Origin of the sequence: Pseudomonas sp. W2I6 (assembly GCF_030815935.1) — a bacterium.
Classification (GTDB): Bacteria; Pseudomonadota; Gammaproteobacteria; order Pseudomonadales; family Pseudomonadaceae; genus Aquipseudomonas.
Map to the genome: position 1 here is coordinate 5560287 of NZ_JAUSXJ010000001.1, position 20309 is coordinate 5580595.

Consider the following 20309-nt stretch of genomic DNA (forward strand, 5'->3'; position numbering starts at 1 on the left):
TGCGATTCAGGCTTCAGCCAGGAGCTGGCGAACTTCAGCGATGACCAAGTCAATGTTGAACGGCTTTTTCAACACTGCATTGAACAAGTCCGACCGCTCCATACCAATATGAGCCTGGGCTCCGCTGATCAGGATGATGGGCAGGTGATTGACTGCCGGCAGGGCGCGAACCGCTTCGGCAAACTCCAGGCCGTCCATGACCGGCATCATGAAATCGGTGATGATCAACGCTGGCCGCTCGCGCTCCAGGACCTCGAGTCCTTTCTGGCCATTGCTCGCTTTTACGACCATGTACCCCTCATCCTCCAGCGCATAGCCGAGAATGTCAGCGATCAAATACTCGTCGTCGACGACCAGGATGGTGGTCATGTCAATTCAACCCGAATCAGAGACTTTGGACGTTGAGCCCGGCCGCCAGGAATCATCAGCGACAGCCAATGCATTTCTTGATGCCTTCTTCAAGTCAACGCCGTGTTCATGGATTACCACTTCAAGAAGCGAAGGATCGTAGAAGCTGTCTCGTACCTTAAGAATCGAAAGCATTCTTCTTAGTTCAGATTGAATCTCGAAGAAACGCATCAGCAGCAGGTTATCGACAATACTGGACAGGTCCGGGGTCGGAGAGCTGACCTCCGAACCAAAAACGTCACGCATCTCCCATGAGGCAAACACCGTTACGCCACGGGCACGAAGCTCGCTCATCAGGGCGCTGTAGAAATCAGTGATACGTGCCGGGTTCGTCGACACTCGGGTCATGCCGCTCAAGCTGTCGATGAACAGGCGCTTGATGCCCTTTTCCTCAACCATTTTCAGCAGCCGTGCGCCGAGACCGTCGATCAGGCCTTCTGTCGTGGGTTGCCAGGCAATACTCAGCGCACCACTTTCTTCCATACCCTTGATATCAATCCCCAGCGATTGGCCTTTGAGACGTAACCGCTGCGGGCTTTCATAAAAACCGAAATGCAGGCCCGGCGCTTCCACTGTCGACTCAGCGAGAAACCTGAGCCCCAACGTGGTTTTCCCGACGCCGGAAGGCCCCATGACGAGGGTAACGGACGAACTGTGCAGGCCACCGCCGATGATGGCGTCCAGCGAACCGATGCCGCTGGTGATACGCGTCAGATCGGCACTGTCAGGTAAAGACGGATGGCTGTAGAGGCTTTCCAGACGCGGATAAACCACCAGGCCATCGTCGGTGATTTCACACTCGTGCAATCCGGTCAGTGCACCACTGCCGCGAGTCTTGCGCAGTTGAATACGGCGCACTGAACGGCTGCCGTGAAGCTCTTCACCCATCTCGATCACACCATCAACCATGGTGTGCTCGGGACTGCCGTCGTCCAACCGGGAACTGGTGAGAAACAGCACCGTACAACCGGCGAACGCAGCGTGCCCTTGCAGCTCGGAAATGAATTTCTTGGTGTCGATGGGCGAGTCAGCCTTGGAGCGTGCATTGAGCAAGCCATCGACCACTAACACGGTGGCCTTCTGGCGACTGATCTCACGCCGAAGCAGCTTGACCACCTCATCGAGACCTTCGTTCTCAAGGGTGTCAAACGCACTGACGAACTGAATTTCAGCCCCCACCCGGGAAACATCAAAGAAGTTCAGGGTCGAGAGGAACTGAAATAAACGGTCGTGGGATTCGGCCAGCAACGTGGCCACCAGTACACGGCCCCCATTGCGCGCATGGTTAAACCCCAGCTGATTGGCGAGGATGGTTTTACCGGATCCCGGGCGCCCCTGGATGATGTAGGAGGCACCTGCGACTAGCCCACCCTTGAGCAGAGCATCCAGCCCTTCTATTCCGCTTTGAAGGCGATTTAGCTTTTCCACAATGCAACCCTGATGTGAACAACAGGCTCTTGAGCCGAAGGTTTACGATGCTAACTCCATTTGTGCAATCGGGCTATCCACTCAGCCCGTTCAAGCGCGGGGCAAATAAAGCGTGAACGTACTTCCCTGACCAGGACGACTCTCTACCCTGATCTCTCCCCCCGACTGCTTGGCAAAACCAAATACCTGGCTGAGCCCCAACCCGGTTCCCTGGCCGTTGCCTTTGGTGGAGAAAAACGGTTCAAAGATTCTGTCGAGGTTGAGCGGTGCGATACCCGAACCATTGTCTGTGATGGAGACGGCAACGTAACTTCCGTTCATAAGGGCATGACCATTGGACGCAGGGATAAGGTCCATCGACTCAACACGGATGACCACCTCACCGTGATCAGGCATGGCGTCTCGGGCATTCATGAGCATATTGAGAATGGCGGTTTCAAACTGTTCTGGGTCAACGTGAACAACGCAGGGTGCTGCTGTGGACTCGATGCGTACGTGGATGCCTGTGCCAACCCGCAAAGCAATCGTATCGGTCATGGCCAACGTGCTTGAATTGACGTCCAGCGGTGCGGGATGGAGGGTTTGCCTGCGAGCGAAGGACAGCAATTGGCTGGTGAAGTGAGAACCACGCTTTACCGCCTCGGAAATGGCTTGCACCAGGCGCAGCCGCCGCTCTTCCGATACTGAAGGACGCTTCAAAAGATCTGCTGAAGAACGGATCACCGTCAGCAGGTTGTTAAAGTCATGAGCCACGCGGCCCGTTATCCGCCCCAGCGCTTCCATCTTCTGCGACTGCAGTAACTGCTCCTGGGTCGCATCCTGAACGGTTCCCGTCATCGCGACGGGGTGACCGTCATCGGCGTAACGGGCTCTGGCACACACGTGCAGCCAGCGAGTTTCACCGTGGGGCGTGACGATCCGGTAGTGAACGTCGTAGGCGCAGCGTTGAGCGATCGAGTGATCCCATGCGTCAGCCACTCGGCCTCTGTCTTCGGAGTGCACCAGGCGCTGCATGTGTTCATAACTGAACGGTATCTGTGGTTCGAGTCCGAAGTTGAGGCGGCAAGTGGCTGAGGTCTTCAGCTCGCCCGTCGTCAAATCCAGGCGCCATATACCAAGCCCGGCGGCACTCAAAGCGAACTGCAGGTCGTGCGCTTCCTCATACACATCATCGTGAGGCGGCGGCGAACCATTCACCGGAGAGTTTGTTGCCATGATGGGTAGGGCTCCTCTTTTAGGCTGCCCATGGCTGGATGGGCGAAGTCTTCTTCTGAATGCAGACTTTTGCTTTTGCTGAACGAGCCGTAAGCACAATCAATCCCTATTGGCATGGATGACCGGGCGCACCAAAGGTTTCAAATTTTTCGTATGCCGTGGCGCATCCGACTTGCCAACACATATCACTTTTAACCGTCCGCGCACCGCCACAAAAAAAGGCGCCTGTTTCAGGCGCCTTTTTTATGTTTGACCGTGTCGATAGAACCGGTCGAGCAACGCCGGCAGCCCGGCCCGCCATGCCCGTGGCTTGATGCCGAAGGTGTGGAGGATTTTCTTGCAGGCCAGCACCGCGTGTTGCGGCTCGTCGGCTGCATCCGGACGAGCGGCGTGGGCCTGGGCGGTCGGAGCTTCCACGGCCAGCGGGTGGAAGTTGCGCGCTTCGGTCAGGATCGCCTGCCCCAGCGCCAGCGGGGTAGTCGCTTCGTGGCCGGCGTAGTGGTAGGTGCCCCACAACGGCGCGGCGCAATCCAGTTGCTTGAGCACCGAAATGATCACCCGCGCGGCATCGTCCACCGGCGTCGGGTTGCCCCGGCGGTCGTCGGCCATCAGCAGTTCGTCAGGTTTTTCGGCACGGGCCAGGAAGCGCCCGAGGGTGCCGTCGACGCTGTCATCCAGCAGCCAGCCGAAACGCAACAGCACGTGCTGCGGGCAGGTGGCGCGTACGCTCTGCTCGATGCGCCACAACGCCTGGCCTCGCAGGCCCAAGGGCACGGGTTCGTCTTTTTCGCTGTAGGCGGTGGCGCGGGAGCCGTCGAACACCCGGTAGCTGGACGGTTGCAGCAGGGTGATGCTGTGGTGCTGGCACAGTTCAGCCAGGCGCTCGATCGCATATTCCTGGGCGGCCAGGCGTGTCTCGCTGACCGTCTCCGCCTGAAACCAGTCGAAGTAATAGGCGAGATTGATCAAGGCATCGGGACGGGTGTCGTCGAGCAGTTGCGTGAGGCTCGCGGCATCCCAGCCGTCTTGGGGCGGGCGCGGGGCGAGGAAACCGATGTCTTCCTCCGCACCGAGGCGAATCAGCGCCTGCCCGAGGGCATTCCCGCCGCCCAGTAACATAAGGCGCATTCGCATAGATTGAGCAGGCCCGGTCTGTTTGGAACGATGGTTATTATCGACAGGCTTGTGAGCCATGCCGTTGGCATTTGCCAGAATCGTTGCATTTTGCGGGTTTGTAGCGCAACCGTCACTTATAAAGTGCGCCGCCGATTGCGGCCGGGGGGTTTAGGTAGAGAGAGCCTTTTTATGGCCAGGGAGCATGCAGTGGCCAGGAAGCTTGCTGTGGCCAGGGAGCTTCTTGTGGCGAGGGAGCTTGCTCCCGCTGGGCTGCGTAGCGGCCCCAAAAAAGCGGGAGCGCTGCGCACTCCAGCGGGAGCAAGCTCCCTCGCCACTGCAAGCTCCCTCGCCACAACAAGCTCCCTCACCACAGGGAATGCATCCCGGGGTTGCAAGTTGCCGGGGCCGGCCGCATAAATTGGGGATGAACCTTCCTGAATCAACGGACACGGTCTTGAACGGTTTCCACCCCGCCGTCAGCACCTGGTTCCGCAGCACGTTCCCGTCGGTGACCGCCGCCCAGGCCCAGGCGTGGCCGCTGATCCGCCAGCGCCGCTCCACACTGATCGCCGCACCCACCGGCTCCGGCAAGACCCTGACTGCCTTTCTCGCGGTGCTGGACGATCTCGTGCACCAAGGCCTGGCCAATGGCGGCCAACTGCCAGACCAAACGCTGGTGGTCTACGTCTCGCCACTCAAAGCCTTGTCCAACGACATCCAGATCAACCTGCAAACCCCGCTGGCCGGCATCACCAAGCACTTGCAGCGCCTCGACCTGCCACCGCTGGCGATCCGCACCGCCGTGCGCACCGGCGACACCCCGCAGAAAGACCGCGCCCTGATGCGCAAGCACCCGCCGCACATCCTGGTCACCACCCCGGAATCGCTCTACGTGTTGCTCGGCTCGGATTCCGGCCGGCAGATGCTTGCCAGCACCCGCACGGTGATCGTCGATGAGATCCACGCCATCGCCGCCAGCAAGCGCGGCAGCCACATGGCCCTGACACTGGAGCGCCTGCAGGGTTTGTGCAGCGAACCGCTGACCCGCATCGGCCTGTCCGCCACGCAAAAGCCCATCGAGGCGGTGTCGCGCTTTCTGGTGGGCACCGGCCGGCCTTGCGAGATCGTCGATATCGGCCACGCACGCCCACGGGACCTGGATATCGAAGTGCCGCCGGTGCCGCTGTCGGCCGTCATGGCCAACGACGTGTGGGAGCTGGTCTACGACCGCCTCGCCGAACTGGCCAGGCAACACCGCACCACGCTGATTTTCGTCAACACCCGGCGCCTGGCCGAACGCCTGGCCCGGCACTTGAGCGAGCGCCTGGGCAAAACCGCCGTCGCCGCCCACCACGGCAGCCTCGCGAAGGAAATGCGCCTGGACGCCGAACAACGGCTCAAGGCCGGTGAGCTGCAGGTGTTGATCGCCACTGCGTCGCTGGAACTGGGGATTGATATCGGCGATGTCGACCTGGTGTGCCAGATCGGCTCGCCCGGCTCGATCAACGGTTTTCTGCAACGGGTCGGACGCTCCGGGCATCAGGTCGGCGGCACGCCCAAAGGCCGGTTGTTCGCCACCACCCGCGACGACCTGATCGAATGCGCCGCCCTGCTCGACTGCGTGCGCCGGGGCGAGCTGGACACCTTGCTGATTCCGGTTGCGCCGCTGGATGTGCTGGCCCAGCAGATCATCGCCGAAGTCAGCTGCCAGGAATGGCAGGAACAGGCCCTGCTCACGCTGATCCGCCGCGCCTCGCCCTACGCCGAGCTGGATGAGCGTCACTATCAGGCACTGCTGCAAATGCTCGCCGAAGGCTACAACGGGCGCCAGGGCCTGCGCAGCGCCTACCTGCACCGCGACGCCATCACCCGCACCCTGCGTGGCCGGCGGGGCGCCAAGCTCACCGCCGTGACCAGCGGCGGCACCATCCCCGACAACGCCGACTACAGCGTGCTGCTTGAGCCGCAGAGCCTGAACATCGGCAGCGTCAACGAAGACTTCGCGGTGGAAAGCATCGCCGGGGATATCTTCCAGCTGGGCAACACCTCCTACCGCATCCTGCGAGTGGAGCCCGGCAAGGTGCGGGTCGAGGATGCCCACGGCCAGCCGCCGACCATTCCGTTCTGGCTCGGCGAAGCACCGGGACGCAGCGCGGAGTTGTCGTTTGCCGTGGCGCGTTTTCAGGGGCAACTGGATGCGCTGCTGGGCGCCACGCCGGGTAACCTGCAACCGGCGCTCGATTGGCTCACCGGCACCCTCGGCCTGAACCTGGCCAGCGCCGAACAACTGCTGGATTACCTGGCGCGGGCGCGGCTGGCGCTGAGCGCGCTGCCGTCCCAGGACACGTTGATCATGGAACGGTTTTTCGACGAGTCCGGCGGCACCCAATTGATCATCCACACGCCGTTCGGCAGTCGCATCAACCGCGCCTGGGGCCTGGCGCTGCGCAAGCGGTTTTGCCGCACCTTCAATTTCGAACTGCAAGCCGCCGCCAGCGAGGACGCAATCGTGTTGTCGCTGTCCACCAGTCACAGCTTTGAGCTGGACGAAGTGTGGCGCTACCTGAACAGCAACACGGCCGAGCACATCCTGATCCAGGCGGTACTGGATGCACCGCTGTTCGGCGTGCGCTGGCGCTGGAATGCCGGGGTGGCCCTGGCATTGCCGCGCTACACCGGTGGGCGCAAGGTGGCGCCGCAGATCCAGCGCATGAAGAGTGAAGACCTGATCGCCAGTGTGTTCCCCGACCAGATCGCTTGCCTGGAAAACCTCGCCGGCGAGCGCGAAGTGCCCGAGCATCCGCTGGTGGAGCAAACCCTCGACGACTGCCTGCACGAAGCCATGGACAGCGAAGGCTGGCTGGCCCTGTTGCGGCGCATGGAGCGCGGCGAAATCCGCCTGATCAGCCGTGATCTGCCGGCGCCGTCGCCACTGGCAGCAGAGATTCTCAGCGCCCGCCCCTACACCTTTCTCGACGACGCTCCGCTGGAGGAGCGCCGCACCCAGGCCGTACTCAACCGGCGCTGGAGCGACCCGCAAAGCACCGATGACCTTGGCGCGCTGGATGCCGAAGCGATTGCCGGTGTGTGCGAGGAAGCCTGGCCGGCGCCCAATGGCCTGGACGAGATGCATGAAGCGCTGATGAGTTTGGCGTGCATTGCCGAATCGGAGGTCACGGCGCAGTGGGCCGAATGGCTGCAAGCCCTGGCCGACGGTGGGCGCGCCAGCCGATTGCAGATCGGTACCGACCAGGCCGTTTGGGTCGCTCTGGAGCGCTTGAGCTGTTTAGCGGCGATCTACCCGAATGACCTGCCGCTGTTGCCCGGTTTCGATGAGCCCTGGACCTTCGATGAAGCCTTGGTGGAAGTGCTGCGGGCGCGCCTGAGCGGCTTCGGCCCATTGACGCTGATCGAGATCGCCGCGCCCCTGGCCTTGCCGGTGGCCGACGTATCACAGGCACTCGCGCGGCTGGAGAGCGAAGGCTACGTGCTGCGCGGCCGTTTCAGCCCCGGCGCCAGCGCCGAACAATGGTGCGAACGCCACCTGCTGGCGCGCATTCACCGCTACACGGTCAAGCGCCTGCGCCGGGAAATCGAGCCGGTGGCGTTGCAGGATTTCATGCGTTTTCTGTTCGACTGGCAGCACCTGTCGAACGGTACCCGCGGCCAGGGCAGCGCCGTGTTGCCGCAGATCGTCGCGCAGTTGGAAGGGTACGCCGCAGCCACTTCGGCCTGGGACAGCGATTTGCTCAGCGCACGAATCAAGGATTACGCGCCCCACTGGCTGGACGATTTGTGCCGCAGCGGCAAAGTGGTGTGGACACGCCTGAGCAACAAGGCCGGCGCGACGGCCCTGCGCAGCACGCCAGTGGTGCTGTTGCCCCGCAGCCAGGTGCCATTATGGAGTGGACTGACCGAAGCGCCGGACAGCACCGAGCTGTCGCCCAAGGCACAGAAAGTCCATCAGGCGCTGCGGGAAAACGGCGCGCTGTTTTTCGATGAATTGATCCACGAAGCCCATCTGCTGCGCAGCGAACTGGAAACCGCGTTGCAGGAACTGGTGGGCGCGGGGCTGGCGAACGCCGACAGTTTTGCCGGCCTGCGCGCCCTGACCACGCCGGCGAGCAAACGTCAGGCCCGCAGCAGTCGGCGCGGGCGTGGCGCGTTTGTCGGCGGGATGGACGATGCCGGGCGTTGGGCCCTGGTACGGCGGGCACCGGTGGCGGACGGCACACGTCCGGGGGCTCACTCGGCCGAGACGCTGGAGCATGTGGCGATGACCTTGCTGCGCCGCTACGGGGTGGTGTTCTGGCGCCTGCTGGAGCGCGAGGCGGACTGGCTGCCCAGTTGGCGGGAATTGCTGCGTACGTTCCACCGGCTGGAGGCCCGGGGCGAGATTCGGGGCGGGCGGTTTGTAAGTGGTTTGGCGGGGGAACAGTTTGCGTTGCCGGAAGCGATTCCGCTGCTGCGGGAAGTTCGGCGGCGGCCTCACGATGGAAGCTTGATTGCCGTGTGTGGGGCGGATCCGCTGAACCTGGTGGGCACGCTGCTGCCGGGTAGCAAGGTGCCGGCGTTGAGCGGCAATCGGTTGGTGTACCGGGATGGATTGCCGGCGGCGGTGGAGATTGCCGGCAAGCAGCAGGTGTTGCTGGAGTTGGATCAGCAGGAGGCCGGGTTGGTGCGGGAAAAACTGATCAGGCGCTGACTCGTGTAGCGCCCGTAATGACGCCTTCGCGAGCAAGCCCGCTCCCACATTTGACCGCATTCCAAGGGTGGAACCGTATCGAATGTGGGAGCGGGCTTGCTCGCGAAGAGGCCGGCGGCCTCAACACAAAACTATTGGGTTCTTGGCTGCTCGGTAAGCACCACCGAAGAAGGCACTTCTTCCTCCGGCTCATCCACCTGCTGCCCGACCCGCTGCGGCAGCATCACCTGCTGTGGATAAGTTTGCGCGAAGTGAACAAAGGCACAGTTATCCACAAGCTTTTTCAAGCGCTGGTTAAACGCGCGGCTCACCGCATATTGCCCACCCGACACCGTGCGGAACTGCGCCGTCAGCACCACGCCGTTGAGGTCCATCTTGTCGACGCCAAATACCTCCAGCGGCCCTTGCAGGTTGTACTTGAGGAACACGTCGTCGCGGATCGACTGCCCCGCCTCGCGAATCAGTTCCACGGCCTTGTCGACATCGGTGTCGTAGGTGAACTGCACCGAGAAGAACGCATAGGCGAATTGCCGCGACTGGTTGGTGACGGCCTTGATCTGCCCGAACGGCACCGAATGCACAAACCCCTTGCCGTCCCGCAGGCGCAGGGTACGGATGGTCAGCCCCTCGACGGTACCGGCGTGGCCGGAGTCGAGCACCACCCAATCGCCAATCGACAGGGTGTCTTCGATGATGATGAACAGCCCGGTGATTACATCCTGCACCAGTTGCTGGGAGCCAAAACCAATGGCCAGGCCCACCACCCCGGCACCCGCCAGCAGCGGTGCGACGTTGATCCCCAGGTTGGCCATGGTGGTGATCGCGCAGATCACCACCAGGATGATTTTCACTGCGTTGCGCAGCAGCGGCAGGATGGTTTTCACCCGCGTGCTGGGTTGGCGGCTGGAGCGTTTGTTGACCGGGGGTTTCAATGCTTCCTGAATCGCCGTGTCGAGCACCACCCAGAACAGCCAGGTCACCAGCAGGATCAAACCGATGCTGCTCAGGGAATCACTGATGGCCCGGCCCACGGAGTTGCGCTGGGCAAACTCAAACAGCGAAACGCCCCAGATACGCCCGAGGATTTCGATAAAGGCGATGGCCATCACGATGCGCAACAGCGCGTGCAGCAGGCTGAGGAAACGCTCTTTGTAGGCGCTGCTGCGCTGCACCGCCACCGTGCTGCGGGACTGGAACAGGTGCTGCAACACCGTGCTGAGGAACACCGTGCCGATCAGCAGGATCGTGGTGAACAGCGCACAGCGCAGGGCTTTCTGGCTGTCGTCGCCGGCGCCGATCAGGTTGATCGCCGACACCAGCACCATCAGCAGGATCGGCCAATACCACAGGCCGGAAAACACCCGCAGGGATTGCTGCACCGCCGGGTGTTTCAGGCGCTGGGCCAGGGGCCGGTTGCGGATCAAATGCGCCACCGGACGGCGCAGGCGAATCACCAGCATGCCGAAGATCACCGAGGCAAACAGCCCGGTGAAGATCGCGACGCTGGCGGTGATATTGCCCCCCAGTTGGCGGGCGATCTGTGGGCTGGTCAGCGCATCGCTGAGGGCGGCAAGGAAGCCGATCAGGAACAGCGGCTTGGGGCAGTAGTCCCGAATAATCTGCACCGCCGGGCGCTTGTGGCCGACGTTGAACATGACGATCACGCACAACAGGATCGAGGTGGAGAAAATGCCGCTGCTGGTGGCGTAGGCAAAACACAGCGCCAGCGCACGGCCCACCGAGGTGGGCAGGAAGTGGCTGACGTAGAGCGTCAATGGCAGGCAGATAAGCGCCGGTATCGTGTAGGGAATCAGGTAACCCAGCAACGCCTGGAGGCGCTGGCGAGGTGCGATATGCCGCTGCAGGCTCAGGCGCTTGACGATAAAGCGCCCCAGCAGGGTCAGCGCGGCGAACGCGCCGATCCACACCCCGGACAACAACAGGAAATCCCCGGCCACGCTCCACGAGGAACGTTCGGACGGCTGGTTGACCAGCTTGTCCACCTCATCCGCCGCCCGGTCGGCCCGCAGCCGCCAGGCGTCGACCAGGTTCTGGTTGAGGTCGAGTTTGTCCTGCACATCATCGATGCTGGAGCTGATGGCGCCGAGCAGGCCGCCTTCTACCAACAGTTCCGGCTGGGCCGGGGCGGCAGGCGCTGGAGCCGCGGGGGCGGTGGCCGCTTGCAGCGCGCCGCTGCCGCAGAACAGCAGCGTGCCGAGCAGTAGCACAGTCTTTAAATTCAACAAAACACCGGGCTCCTTCAGAAGGGTCTGTAAGGAACTGACGGGTTTGACGCCCGATCGTTCCCCGTAGACTTCGATCCGTGCGCCCCAGGCAAATATCAAATGCCAATACCTGTCTTTTTCCGCACAAGCCGAACCCCGAGACTGCGCTCCTGATTGAAACCCACCGGAGTTGCAGCCATGCCCATTGCCTTGCTCGCGCTGACCCTCAGCGCTTTTGCCATCGGGACGACCGAGTTCGTCATCGTTGGCCTGTTACCCACCATCGGCGCCGACCTGGGTGTCGACTTGCCGTCCGCCGGCCTGCTGGTCAGCCTCTACGCCCTGGGCGTGGCCATCGGCGCGCCGGTACTCACCGCCCTCACCGGCAAAGTGCCACGCAAACTGCTGTTGTTGTCGCTGATGGTGCTGTTCACCCTCGGCAACCTGCTGGCCTGGCAAGCGCCGAGTTATGAGTCCCTGGTACTGGCACGGATCGTCACCGGCCTGGCCCACGGGGTGTTTTTCTCGATTGGCTCCACGATCGCCACAAGCCTGGTGCCCAAGGAAAAAGCCGCCAGCGCGATTGCCATCATGTTTACCGGCCTGACCGTGGCGTTGGTGACCGGTGTGCCACTGGGGACGTTTATCGGCCAGCACTTCGGCTGGCGCGAAACCTTCCTCGCCGTCTCGGCCCTGGGCTTGATCGCGTTTATCGGCAGCCTGCTCTACGTACCGAAAAACATCGCCCACAGCAAACCCGCGTCGCTGTTGCAGCAACTGCAAGTGTTGAAACAACCACGGCTGCTGCTGGTGTACGCCATGACGGCGGTGGGTTACGGCGGCTCGTTCATCGCGTTCACCTACCTGGCGCCGATCCTTCAGGACATCTCCGGCTTCAGCGCCGGCACCGTCAGCCTGGTGTTGCTGGTGTATGGCATCTCGGTGGCCATCGGTAATATCTGGGGCGGCAAGCTGGCCGACAAACGCGGCCCGATCAGCGCGCTGAAAATCATCTTTGCCCTGCTCGCTGCCGTGTTGTTTGTACTGACCTTTACCGCAGGCAACCCATGGCTGGCCCTGGCCACTGTGCTGGTGTGGGGCGCGGTCGCTTTCGGCAACGTGCCGGGCTTGCAGGTGTATGTGGTGCGCCAGGCGGAACATCACACGCCGAACGCGGTGGACGTGGCCTCGGGCCTGAACATCGCGGCGTTCAACCTGGGGATTGCCGGTGGCGCGTGGGCCGGCGGCCTGATCGTTGCCCACATGGGCTTGATCCACACGGCGTGGATTGGCGGCTCGGTGGTGTTGGTGGCCTTGGCGCTGACGGCCTGGAGCGGGCGCCTTGACCGGTTGGGGCCGGTGTATGCCGAGAGCTCGACCCGGGTGGTTGGCGGGCACTGATCCCGCAGCGATAAAGAACCCAATGTGGGAGCGGGCTTGCTCGCGAAAGCGGTGTGTCAGTCAACAGAGATATCGACTGACCCACCGTCTTCGCGAGCAAGCCCGCTCCCACATTTTGAGAGGTGCCGTCTGTAGGACCGTCGAAACTTTCTCCCGATCATCATAGTCACCCTAAAACGGAGGTCACCACACAGTTAACCCACGGGAGTCATCATGGCCGCGATTCATATCGGCATTTCCGGCTGGCGCTACACGCCCTGGCGGGGGGATTTCTACCCCGAGGGCCTGACCCAGAAGCGCGAGCTGCAGTTTGCCTCACGGGCGGTCAACAGCATCGAGATCAACGGCTCGTTCTACGCGCTGCAAACACCCAAGCGCTACGCCGAGTGGTATGGCGACACGCCTGAAGGGTTTGTGTTCAGCGTCAAGGCGCCGCGCTATATCACGCATATCCTGCGGTTGCGGGAGGTGCACAAGCCGATGGCGAATTTCTTCGCCTCCGGGGTGCTGGAACTCAAGGAAAAGCTCGGGCCGATCCTCTGGCAGTTCCCGCCCAGTTTCAAATTCGACCCGCCGTTGTTTGAAGCCTTTCTCGCCGAATTACCCACTACTACCCAGCAGGCCGCCGCCCTCGCCCGCGAGCATGAGCCGCGCCTGAACGGCAAGGCGAGCCTGCAAGCCCACGGTAAAAAGCCGCTGCGCCATGCGGTGGAGATTCGCCACAAGAGTTTCGCCGTGCCGGAGTTTGTCGAGATGCTCGACAAGCACGGCGTGGCCCTGGTGGTGGCGGACACAGCCGGCAAGTGGCCCTACCTGGAAGACGTCACGGCCAACTTTGTGTACCTGCGCCTGCATGGGGACAAAGCGCTGTATGCCAGCGGCTATACGTCCGAAGCGCTCAAGCGCTGGGGCGATCGCATCGAACGCTGGAGCCACGGCAAACAACCCGCCGATGCACAGTTGATCGACCCGAAGCACAAACCCCGCGCCCGCAAGCAACGCGAGGTGTTTTGCTATTTCGATAACGACATCAAGGTGCGCGCGCCCTTCGACGCGCGCCAATTACTGCAGCGTTTTGGCCTGGACCAGGCACTGGCCACCGAACCCGGCAAGTTGCCGGACACGGGGGTGCTGTCATGACCCATCCGGAACTGATGCCAACCACGCCCACCGAAACCATCACCCGCTTCAGGGTGCTGACGGTCAATACCCACAAGGGCTTCACCGCGCTCAACCGGCGCTTCATATTGCCCGAGTTGCGGGAGGCGATTCGCAGTGTGGCCGCCGACGTGGTGTTCCTCCAGGAAATCCACGGCACCCACGAGCGCCACCCCAAGCGCTACAGCAACTGGCCGAGCATGCCGCAATACGAGTTCCTCGCCGACAGTATCTGGCCGCAATACGCCTACGGTCGCAACGCGGTGTATCCCCATGGCGACCACGGTAATGCGTTGCTGTCGAAATTCCAGATCATCCGCTACGACAATCTCGACATCTCCCAGAGCGGCCACGAAAGTCGCGGGCTGCTGCATTGCGTGCTGCGCTTGCCGGGCAACGTGCAGGACGTGCATGCCATCTGCGTGCACCTGGGGCTGCGGGAAGTCCATCGCCAGCAGCAACTGCGCCTGATCGCGCAGCGGGTCGCCGAGATTCCCGCCGACGCGCCGGTGATTGTCGCCGGTGATTTCAATGACTGGCGCCAGCGCGCCGATCTCGCCCACTGCGGGCTGCGGGAAGTGTTTATCGAAACCCACGGCAAGCCGGCCCGCACCTTCCCGGCGCGCCTGCCGCTGCTGCCGCTGGACCGCATCTATGTGCGCAACCTCAAGGTGCATCAGCCCCAAGTCCTGACCAGCCGCCCGTGGTCACACTTGTCGGACCATGCGCCGCTGTCGGTGGAGATCGAGTTATGAACAGCGCACCACTGGAAAAGGTCGCGGTGGAACACATCGCGACCGACCAACCGCCGGACGATGCCGTGGCCCGGGACCTGGATTACGGCTGGCAAAGCGGTAACCAGATCGAGTTGCTGGAGAACGGCGAGGCCTACTTTCCCAAAGTGTTCGAGGCGATGCGCCAGGCCCAGCGGGAGATCTTGCTGGAGACCTTTATCCTTTTCGAAGACAAGGTCGGCCACGAGCTCAAAGGCATTTTGATCGAGGCGGCGCAGCGTGGCGTCAAGGTCGTCGCCAGCCTCGATGGCTTTGGTTGTGGCGAGCTGACACCGGGGTTTCTCAGCGAATTGAGCCAGGCCGGCGTGACCGTGCAGATGTTCGACCCGGCCACCAAGACCCTGGGTTTTCGCACCAACTGGTTTCGCCGCCTGCACCGCAAGATTGTGGTGGTGGATGCCAGTGTGGCGTTTATCGGCGGGATCAATTTCTCGGCGGATCACCTGGGGGATTTCGGCCCCGAGGCCAAGCAGGATTATGCCGTGCAGGTGCAGGGCCCGGCAGTCGCCGACCTGCATCATTTCGCCCTCGCACAAAGTGGCCGGCGTGTGCGCAAGCGGCGCGGCTGGCGGCGCGAGCAACGCCCGTCGCCATGGGCTGCCGGCGAAGGCGACGGCCTGGTACGGCTGATCTACCGGGACAATCTGCAACACCGTACCGATATCGAAGAGGCCTACCTGCACGCCCTGCGCAAGGCCGAGCGGCGGGTGGTGATCGCCAACGCCTATTTCTTTCCCGGCTACCGCCTGCTGCGGGAAATTCGTAATGCCGCGCGGCGCGGCGTGCACGTGCAGTTGATCATGCAGGGCCAGCCGGATGTGCTGCTGGCCAAGCTGGCGGCACGCATGCTCTATGACTATTTGCTCAAGGAAGGCGTGGTGATCCACGAGTACTGCCAGCGTCCGTTGCACGGCAAGGTGGCGCTGGTGGATGAAGAGTGGAGCACGGTGGGTTCGAGCAATCTCGACCCGTTGAGCCTGTCGCTGAACCTGGAGGCGAATGTGCTGGTTCGTGATCGTGCCTTCAACCAGCAGTTGTTCGAGCGCCTGGAATATCTGAGCCAGAACCACTGCAAGACCATGCCGGAAAACCGCGCGCCTCGCGGCTGGTTCTGGCGGGTGACCGTGGGTTTTGTGGTGTTCCATGTGCTGCGGCATTTTCCGTCGTGGACCGGCTGGTTGCCGGCCCACAAGCCGAGGTTGAAACCCTTCGTTCTTGAGGAGCGTGCGGATCATGACCCAAGCTCGCATCGCTGAAGAAAGCGCTCGCCCCGGCTTCTTGAAACGCTGGAAAAAACCGCTGACGGTGGTGTTTTTTCCTGGTGCTGATCGTGTTGTTCACCCTGCTCGCCCGGCGTATCGACTGGAGCGAAGTGCTCGACACCCTGGGCGACTTCAAGCTGCGCACGCTGCTCATCGCGGGTGGGCTGACTTTGTGCAGTTTCCTGGTGTATTCGTGCTTCGACCTGATCGGCCGCACCTACATCCGCCAGCCGTTGGGCTGGAAGCAGATTTTGCCGGTGGGCATCATCAGCTATGCGTTCAACCTCAACCTGAGCGCGTGGGTTGGTGGCATCGCCATGCGCTATCGGTTGTATTCCCGACTCGGGGTGAGCAGCGGGAACATCGCGAAGATCCTCGGCTTGAGCCTGGCCACCAACTGGTTCGGCTACATGGCGATTGCCGGCGCGGTATTCAGCAGCGGGCTGGTGACATTGCCGCCGGGGTGGAAGCTCAGCAGCGGTGCGTTGCAAGGCGTCGGCGTGCTGTTGGTACTGGCGAGCCTGGGTTACCTGCTGGCCTGTCGCTTGTCGAAAAAGCGCGCATGGTCGATACGCGGGATTGAAATCAGCCTGCCGTCGCTGCGCATGGCAGTGTTGCAGTTGGCGCTCGGCGCGCTGAACTGGTCGCTGATGGCAGCAGTGATTTTTACCCTGCTGCCCAAGCAGCTGGATTACCCCGTGGTGCTCGGGGTGTTGCTGATCAGCAGCATTGCCGGGGTGGTCACGCATATCCCGGCAGGGCTGGGTGTGCTGGAGGCAGTGTTCATTGCCTTGCTGCAGCACGAAGCGTCCCGCGGCAGTCTGCTCGCGGGGTTGATCGCCTACCGCGCGATCTACTTCATCCTGCCGTTGCTGGTGGCCCTGGTGATGTACCTCGCGGTCGAAGCCAAGGCCAAGGCATTGCGCGTGAAGAAAACGCCTACGACTGGATGATGCTCAAGCGCTCGCCCACCACCATCTCGGTAATCCAGTCCACCAGGATCGAGGTGTAGGCCTGCTGGGAAACCGGATCACTCAGGGAATGATCCGCACCGTCGATAATCCGGTGAGTCAGCGAATGCGTCTGCTGGCAGGCGGCGCGGTAGCTCATGATGGTGGCATGGGGCACGTGGTCGTCGGTCTCCGACTCCACGATCAACACATCACCGGTAAACGCCGCGCATGCATGCAGGGCGCGATTGGTTTCGGCGTGCACAAAGGTGCCGCGATAATCCATCAGGTCGGCTTTATCGAGGTCGCGCTTGGGCTTGAGCCATTCCTGGTCGCGGTACAGCGCCGGCACCCGCAAAGCCAGCCAGCGCACGGGGCGCAGCGAAGTGAGGATGGCGGCCAGGTAACCGCCGTAGCTGGTGCCCACCACCGCCACCGCCGAGGTGTCGATGGCCGGGTGTGACAACAGGCGGTCGTAGGCCGCGAGCAGGTCGCGCAGGTTGTCTTCGCGGGTGACGCGGGATAACGGAATGCCGTTGCCGGCATGGCCGCGCAGGTCGAATGTAAGGCATACACAACCGAGCCCGGCGATACCCTTGGCGCGTTCCAGGTCACGCTCCTGGCTCCCACCCCAGCCGTGCACAAACAACACCCCCGGTACTTTCGATTTGGGACTGAGGAAGGTCCCGCTCATCTGTTCGTCGTCGATATCAATGGCAATGGTTTCGCTTCTAGCCGTCATAGGATTTGACCGTCACGTACTTGAGAAGAAAGTCGCTGTTTTCTGCCGGGCCCCGGTACACCTCGATCGCGTCAGCCGGCAGCGGCTGATCGACGTAGGTTTCTACCGACGAGACATAAATCGCCCGCAGCCCGGGATTGTTGACGAAGCTTTGCAGCGCCGCGACTTCCGCGCTGCTGGCCCCGCCCATGCGCCAGGACTGCTCGAGCACGCCGCTGCGGCGTTGGCCGTCGCTGTCCAGGCCCTGGGCGATGTCGTAATTGCGCCGCGAGGCGTAGAACCCGGGATAGGCCTCATCCGCCGCGTTATCGAAGACCTGCGCTTGCTGGATGGCCAGGCGCACGTCAGCGGGCAGGTCGAGCTTGAGCAGGTCTTCGTAGTAGCCCTGGACCACCAACAGGTTGGAACCACCATAGACCTCTTCGCCCTGCCCGTCCCGGGTCAGGTATTGATCGCCGCAGTAGCTGATGACGTGATCGCCGATAAAGCTCTGGCCGACACTGTGGGTGACCACGTCGCGCAGGTCCTGCTCCAGCACCACGCCGTCGCTGAACAATTGCGCCGCATCAGGGCGCGCGAGGATGGCGTCGAACTCGTCGAGGCTGCGGATCACTTCCTGGCCGCGACCGGCGCAGGCATGCACGGGCTTGAGACGGATCGGCCCGGTGTACAGCAAATGGGTCGCCGCCGGCCGCGCATCTGCCAGGGCGTGCACACTCAACCCATCCAGCACCACATTGCGGATGCGCTCGGAAAACAGCGGCGACCAGCCTTCGGGCGCAACCGCGTTTTTATTCAGCAACCCGTGGCTGATGGCCTTGGTGCAGATGAAATCGTGATCGACGTAGCCGCCCCACAGATCCTCAGGGCCTTTGACGCCGAATTGCCGCGCCTGGGCCGCGCCGACCAGCGTCTGAGTGGGCAATAGATAGAGGTCGCGCCCACTGTGCTGCTCAGGGTTATAGCTGCCGCCATATTTGAGCCCGAGGACGTGCGCCAGCCAACGGGCCAGGGCGCGGTTGGTCTCCACTTCGTGCAATGGCGCTTGCGGACGGATTGAATGCGCCACCACGATTTTTTTGCGATTTGTCGGGGTCATGCGTCCCCCTTGGCTCTGCTGCCATGTGTGTAAGGAAACGGTAGCAGGGATCAAGCCAAGGCGGCGTTTGTTTAAACGCGAGGGGAATCAATCAGTTGCGGGAAAAGCGATAGCACTTGGCCTGTTTTATTCTGCACGATGTGATCCCGGTGTCGCGGTTTTCTGCACGATTCAGGCTTGGGCCTTGGTTGGGGTTACGCCGAAACGGCTGCGGTAGTCGCTTGGCGCCAGCCCGGTGATTTTCTTGAAGGTGACGCGGAAGGCGCCGGGGTCCTGATACCCCACGGTCCAGGCGATGTGATCAATGGTGCCGTTGGTGAACTCGAGCATCTGGCGCGCCTTGCCGACACGCAGGTGCTGGCAATATTCGGTGGGTTTCAAACCGGTGGCGGCGCGGAACCGTCGCAGGAAGGTGCGTTCCTCAAGTCCCGCCTCCTGCGCCATGGCAGCCAACGAAACATCCACCGCACCGCTGGCCTGCAGCCAATGTTGCACCTTGAGAATCGCAGCGTCGCCATGGGCAAGGATCGGCGCAAAGTTACTGCCGCACTCACTGGCGCTGTCACTGTGTTCGATCACCAGGAAACGCGCGGTGCTGGCAGCGATGCTCGGGCCGAGCAAACGGTCCACCAGGCGCAGGCCCAATTCGGACCAGGCCATGAGGCCGGCGGTGGTGATCAAGTCGCCGTCGTCGACGATGGGTTTGTCGGCTTCCAGGCGAATCGCCGGATAACGGGCGGCGAAGGTTTTCGCCGACGTCCAGTGCGTGGTGGCGCTGCGACCGTCCAACAGGCCGCTTTCCGCCATCAGGATCGAACCTACGCACACGCCGCCCAGAATGGTCCCGGAGCGATGTTGCTGGCGCAGCCAATCCAGCAATTCGGCGGACGCCTGGCCCTCGGAAAAGCCGGCAATGGAGGGTGGAATCAGCAAGGCCGTCAGCGCGTGCCCTGGGCCGGGCTGGCTGTCGAATACGCGGGTCGGCGCACCGCCTGTTTCAGCCTGCCAATGGCTGATGCGCAGGGACGGCAGTTGCTCGGACTGATGCTCGGTCGCAATCCGGTTGGCGACCGCGAACAGGTCGGTCAAGCCATGCACGGCGGCCATTTGCGCACCGCTGTAGATCAGCACGCCGAGCTCGACGATCGCCATTGTCAGTTTTCCCTCTGTTATTGTCGGTGCGGCCAATCCCCAGGCGTCACGCCAGCCAGGATACTGGACGCATCAACCCTCACAAGGAAACCAACATGGCCAAGCAAGCGCTCATCCTAATCGATATCCAGAACGACTACTTCCCCCAGGGCAAGTGGCCGCTAGACGGAGTGGACGCGGCGGCAGACAAGGCGCAGCAAGTGCTACAGGCATTTCGCCAGGCAGGCGATGCGGTGATTCACGTACGCCACGAATTCACCTCCGACGATGCCCCCTTCTTCACCCCGGGTTCGGAAGGTGCACACCTGCACCCCAAGGTGCTGAACCAGGCCGACGAGCCGGTGGTGCTCAAGCATTTCGTCAATGCGTTCCGCGAAACCAACCTGCGGGCCCTGCTGGAACAACGCAGCATCACCGAGCTGGTGGTGGTGGGCAGCATGAGCCATATGTGCATCGACGGCGTGGTGCGCGCCGCGTCGGACCTGGGCTACACCGTGACGGTGATCCACGATGCCTGCGCCACGCGGGACCTGGAATTCAATGGCAGCGTCGTGCCGGCAGCCCAGGTGCATGCGGCGTTTATGTCGTCGCTGGGGTTTGCTTATGCGAGCGTGGTATCGGCGGAACAGTTCTTGTCCGCCGATTGACCTTCTC

14 protein-coding genes and 1 pseudogene are annotated in these 20309 nt (G+C 62.4%); 7 read left to right on the forward strand and 8 right to left on the reverse strand.

Going from position 1 to position 20309, the window contains the following annotated elements; genetic code table 11:
- Positions 1-6 precede the first annotated feature (6 nt).
- The 4 genes from QF039_RS25750 to QF039_RS25765 all read right to left on the reverse strand — a co-directional run bounded on the left by QF039_RS25750 (position 7) and on the right by QF039_RS25765 (position 4185).
- Positions 7-369 (reverse strand): response regulator, encoded by a 363-nt coding sequence (locus QF039_RS25750; protein ID WP_177008878.1) that lies wholly within the window; start codon positions 367-369, stop codon positions 7-9.
- 6 nt (positions 370-375) lie between these two features.
- Positions 376-1836, reverse strand: a complete 1461-nt coding sequence (locus QF039_RS25755; protein ID WP_177008879.1) for an ATPase domain-containing protein — start codon at positions 1834-1836, stop codon at positions 376-378.
- Positions 1837-1926: 90 nt separating this feature from the next.
- Positions 1927-3051 (reverse strand): PAS domain-containing hybrid sensor histidine kinase/response regulator, encoded by a 1125-nt coding sequence (locus tag QF039_RS25760; RefSeq protein WP_307521364.1) that lies wholly within the window; start codon positions 3049-3051, stop codon positions 1927-1929.
- A gap of 243 nt (positions 3052-3294) precedes the next feature.
- Positions 3295-4185: a sugar nucleotide-binding protein gene (locus QF039_RS25765; protein WP_008436463.1), complete on the reverse strand. Its 891-nt coding sequence runs from the start codon at positions 4183-4185 to the stop codon at positions 3295-3297.
- 406 nt (positions 4186-4591) lie between these two features.
- Between QF039_RS25765 and QF039_RS25770 the strand changes: the two genes are divergently transcribed.
- On the forward strand, positions 4592-8872 hold the full coding sequence (locus QF039_RS25770) for a DEAD/DEAH box helicase (RefSeq protein WP_307521366.1): 4281 nt from the start codon (positions 4592-4594) through the stop codon (positions 8870-8872).
- Between the two features lie 131 nt (positions 8873-9003).
- Here the strand turns inward: QF039_RS25770 and QF039_RS25775 are convergent, their stop codons facing one another.
- Positions 9004-11118: a mechanosensitive ion channel family protein gene (locus tag QF039_RS25775; protein ID WP_102369996.1), complete on the reverse strand. Its 2115-nt coding sequence runs from the start codon at positions 11116-11118 to the stop codon at positions 9004-9006.
- Positions 11119-11295: 177 nt separating this feature from the next.
- On the opposite strand from QF039_RS25775, the gene QF039_RS25780 reads away from it, so the two are divergent.
- The 5 genes and pseudogenes from QF039_RS25780 (at position 11296) to QF039_RS25800 (ending at position 16665) form a co-directional block, all read left to right on the forward strand.
- Positions 11296-12498 carry an MFS transporter gene (locus QF039_RS25780; RefSeq protein WP_102369997.1) on the forward strand — a complete coding sequence of 401 codons (1203 nt, stop codon included), beginning with the start codon at positions 11296-11298 and terminating at the stop codon, positions 12496-12498.
- 213 nt (positions 12499-12711) lie between these two features.
- Positions 12712-13638, forward strand: a complete 927-nt coding sequence (locus QF039_RS25785; protein ID WP_177020918.1) for a DUF72 domain-containing protein — start codon at positions 12712-12714, stop codon at positions 13636-13638.
- Positions 13635-14411 carry an endonuclease/exonuclease/phosphatase family protein gene (locus QF039_RS25790; RefSeq protein WP_003210026.1) on the forward strand — a complete coding sequence of 259 codons (777 nt, stop codon included), beginning with the start codon at positions 13635-13637 and terminating at the stop codon, positions 14409-14411. Before QF039_RS25785 ends, QF039_RS25790 begins: the two co-directional genes overlap by 4 nt.
- Complete coding sequence (gene clsB / locus QF039_RS25795) at positions 14408-15706, forward strand: cardiolipin synthase ClsB (RefSeq protein WP_307521371.1); 1299 nt, start codon at positions 14408-14410, stop codon at positions 15704-15706. Before QF039_RS25790 ends, clsB begins: the two co-directional genes overlap by 4 nt.
- Positions 15684-16665 (forward strand): annotated as a pseudogene (locus QF039_RS25800) (lysylphosphatidylglycerol synthase domain-containing protein). The gene clsB and the pseudogene QF039_RS25800 overlap by 23 nt, the downstream one beginning before the upstream one ends.
- On the opposite strand, the gene QF039_RS25805 reads toward QF039_RS25800, so the two are convergent.
- The 3 genes from QF039_RS25805 to QF039_RS25815 all read right to left on the reverse strand — a co-directional run bounded on the left by QF039_RS25805 (position 16652) and on the right by QF039_RS25815 (position 19655).
- Positions 16652-17404 carry a S9 family peptidase gene (locus QF039_RS25805; protein WP_003210032.1) on the reverse strand — a complete coding sequence of 251 codons (753 nt, stop codon included), beginning with the start codon at positions 17402-17404 and terminating at the stop codon, positions 16652-16654. The pseudogene QF039_RS25800 and the gene QF039_RS25805 overlap by 14 nt on opposite strands.
- Complete coding sequence (locus QF039_RS25810) at positions 17394-18503, reverse strand: DUF3182 family protein (protein ID WP_307521374.1); 1110 nt, start codon at positions 18501-18503, stop codon at positions 17394-17396. The genes QF039_RS25805 and QF039_RS25810 overlap by 11 nt, the downstream gene beginning before the upstream one ends.
- A gap of 171 nt (positions 18504-18674) precedes the next feature.
- Positions 18675-19655 carry a GlxA family transcriptional regulator gene (locus QF039_RS25815; RefSeq protein WP_307521376.1) on the reverse strand — a complete coding sequence of 327 codons (981 nt, stop codon included), beginning with the start codon at positions 19653-19655 and terminating at the stop codon, positions 18675-18677.
- Between the two features lie 95 nt (positions 19656-19750).
- Here QF039_RS25815 and QF039_RS25820 point away from each other — a divergent pair, with 95 nt between their 5' ends.
- Complete coding sequence (locus tag QF039_RS25820; protein WP_087692337.1) at positions 19751-20302, forward strand: cysteine hydrolase family protein; 552 nt, start codon at positions 19751-19753, stop codon at positions 20300-20302.
- Positions 20303-20309 lie beyond the last annotated feature (7 nt).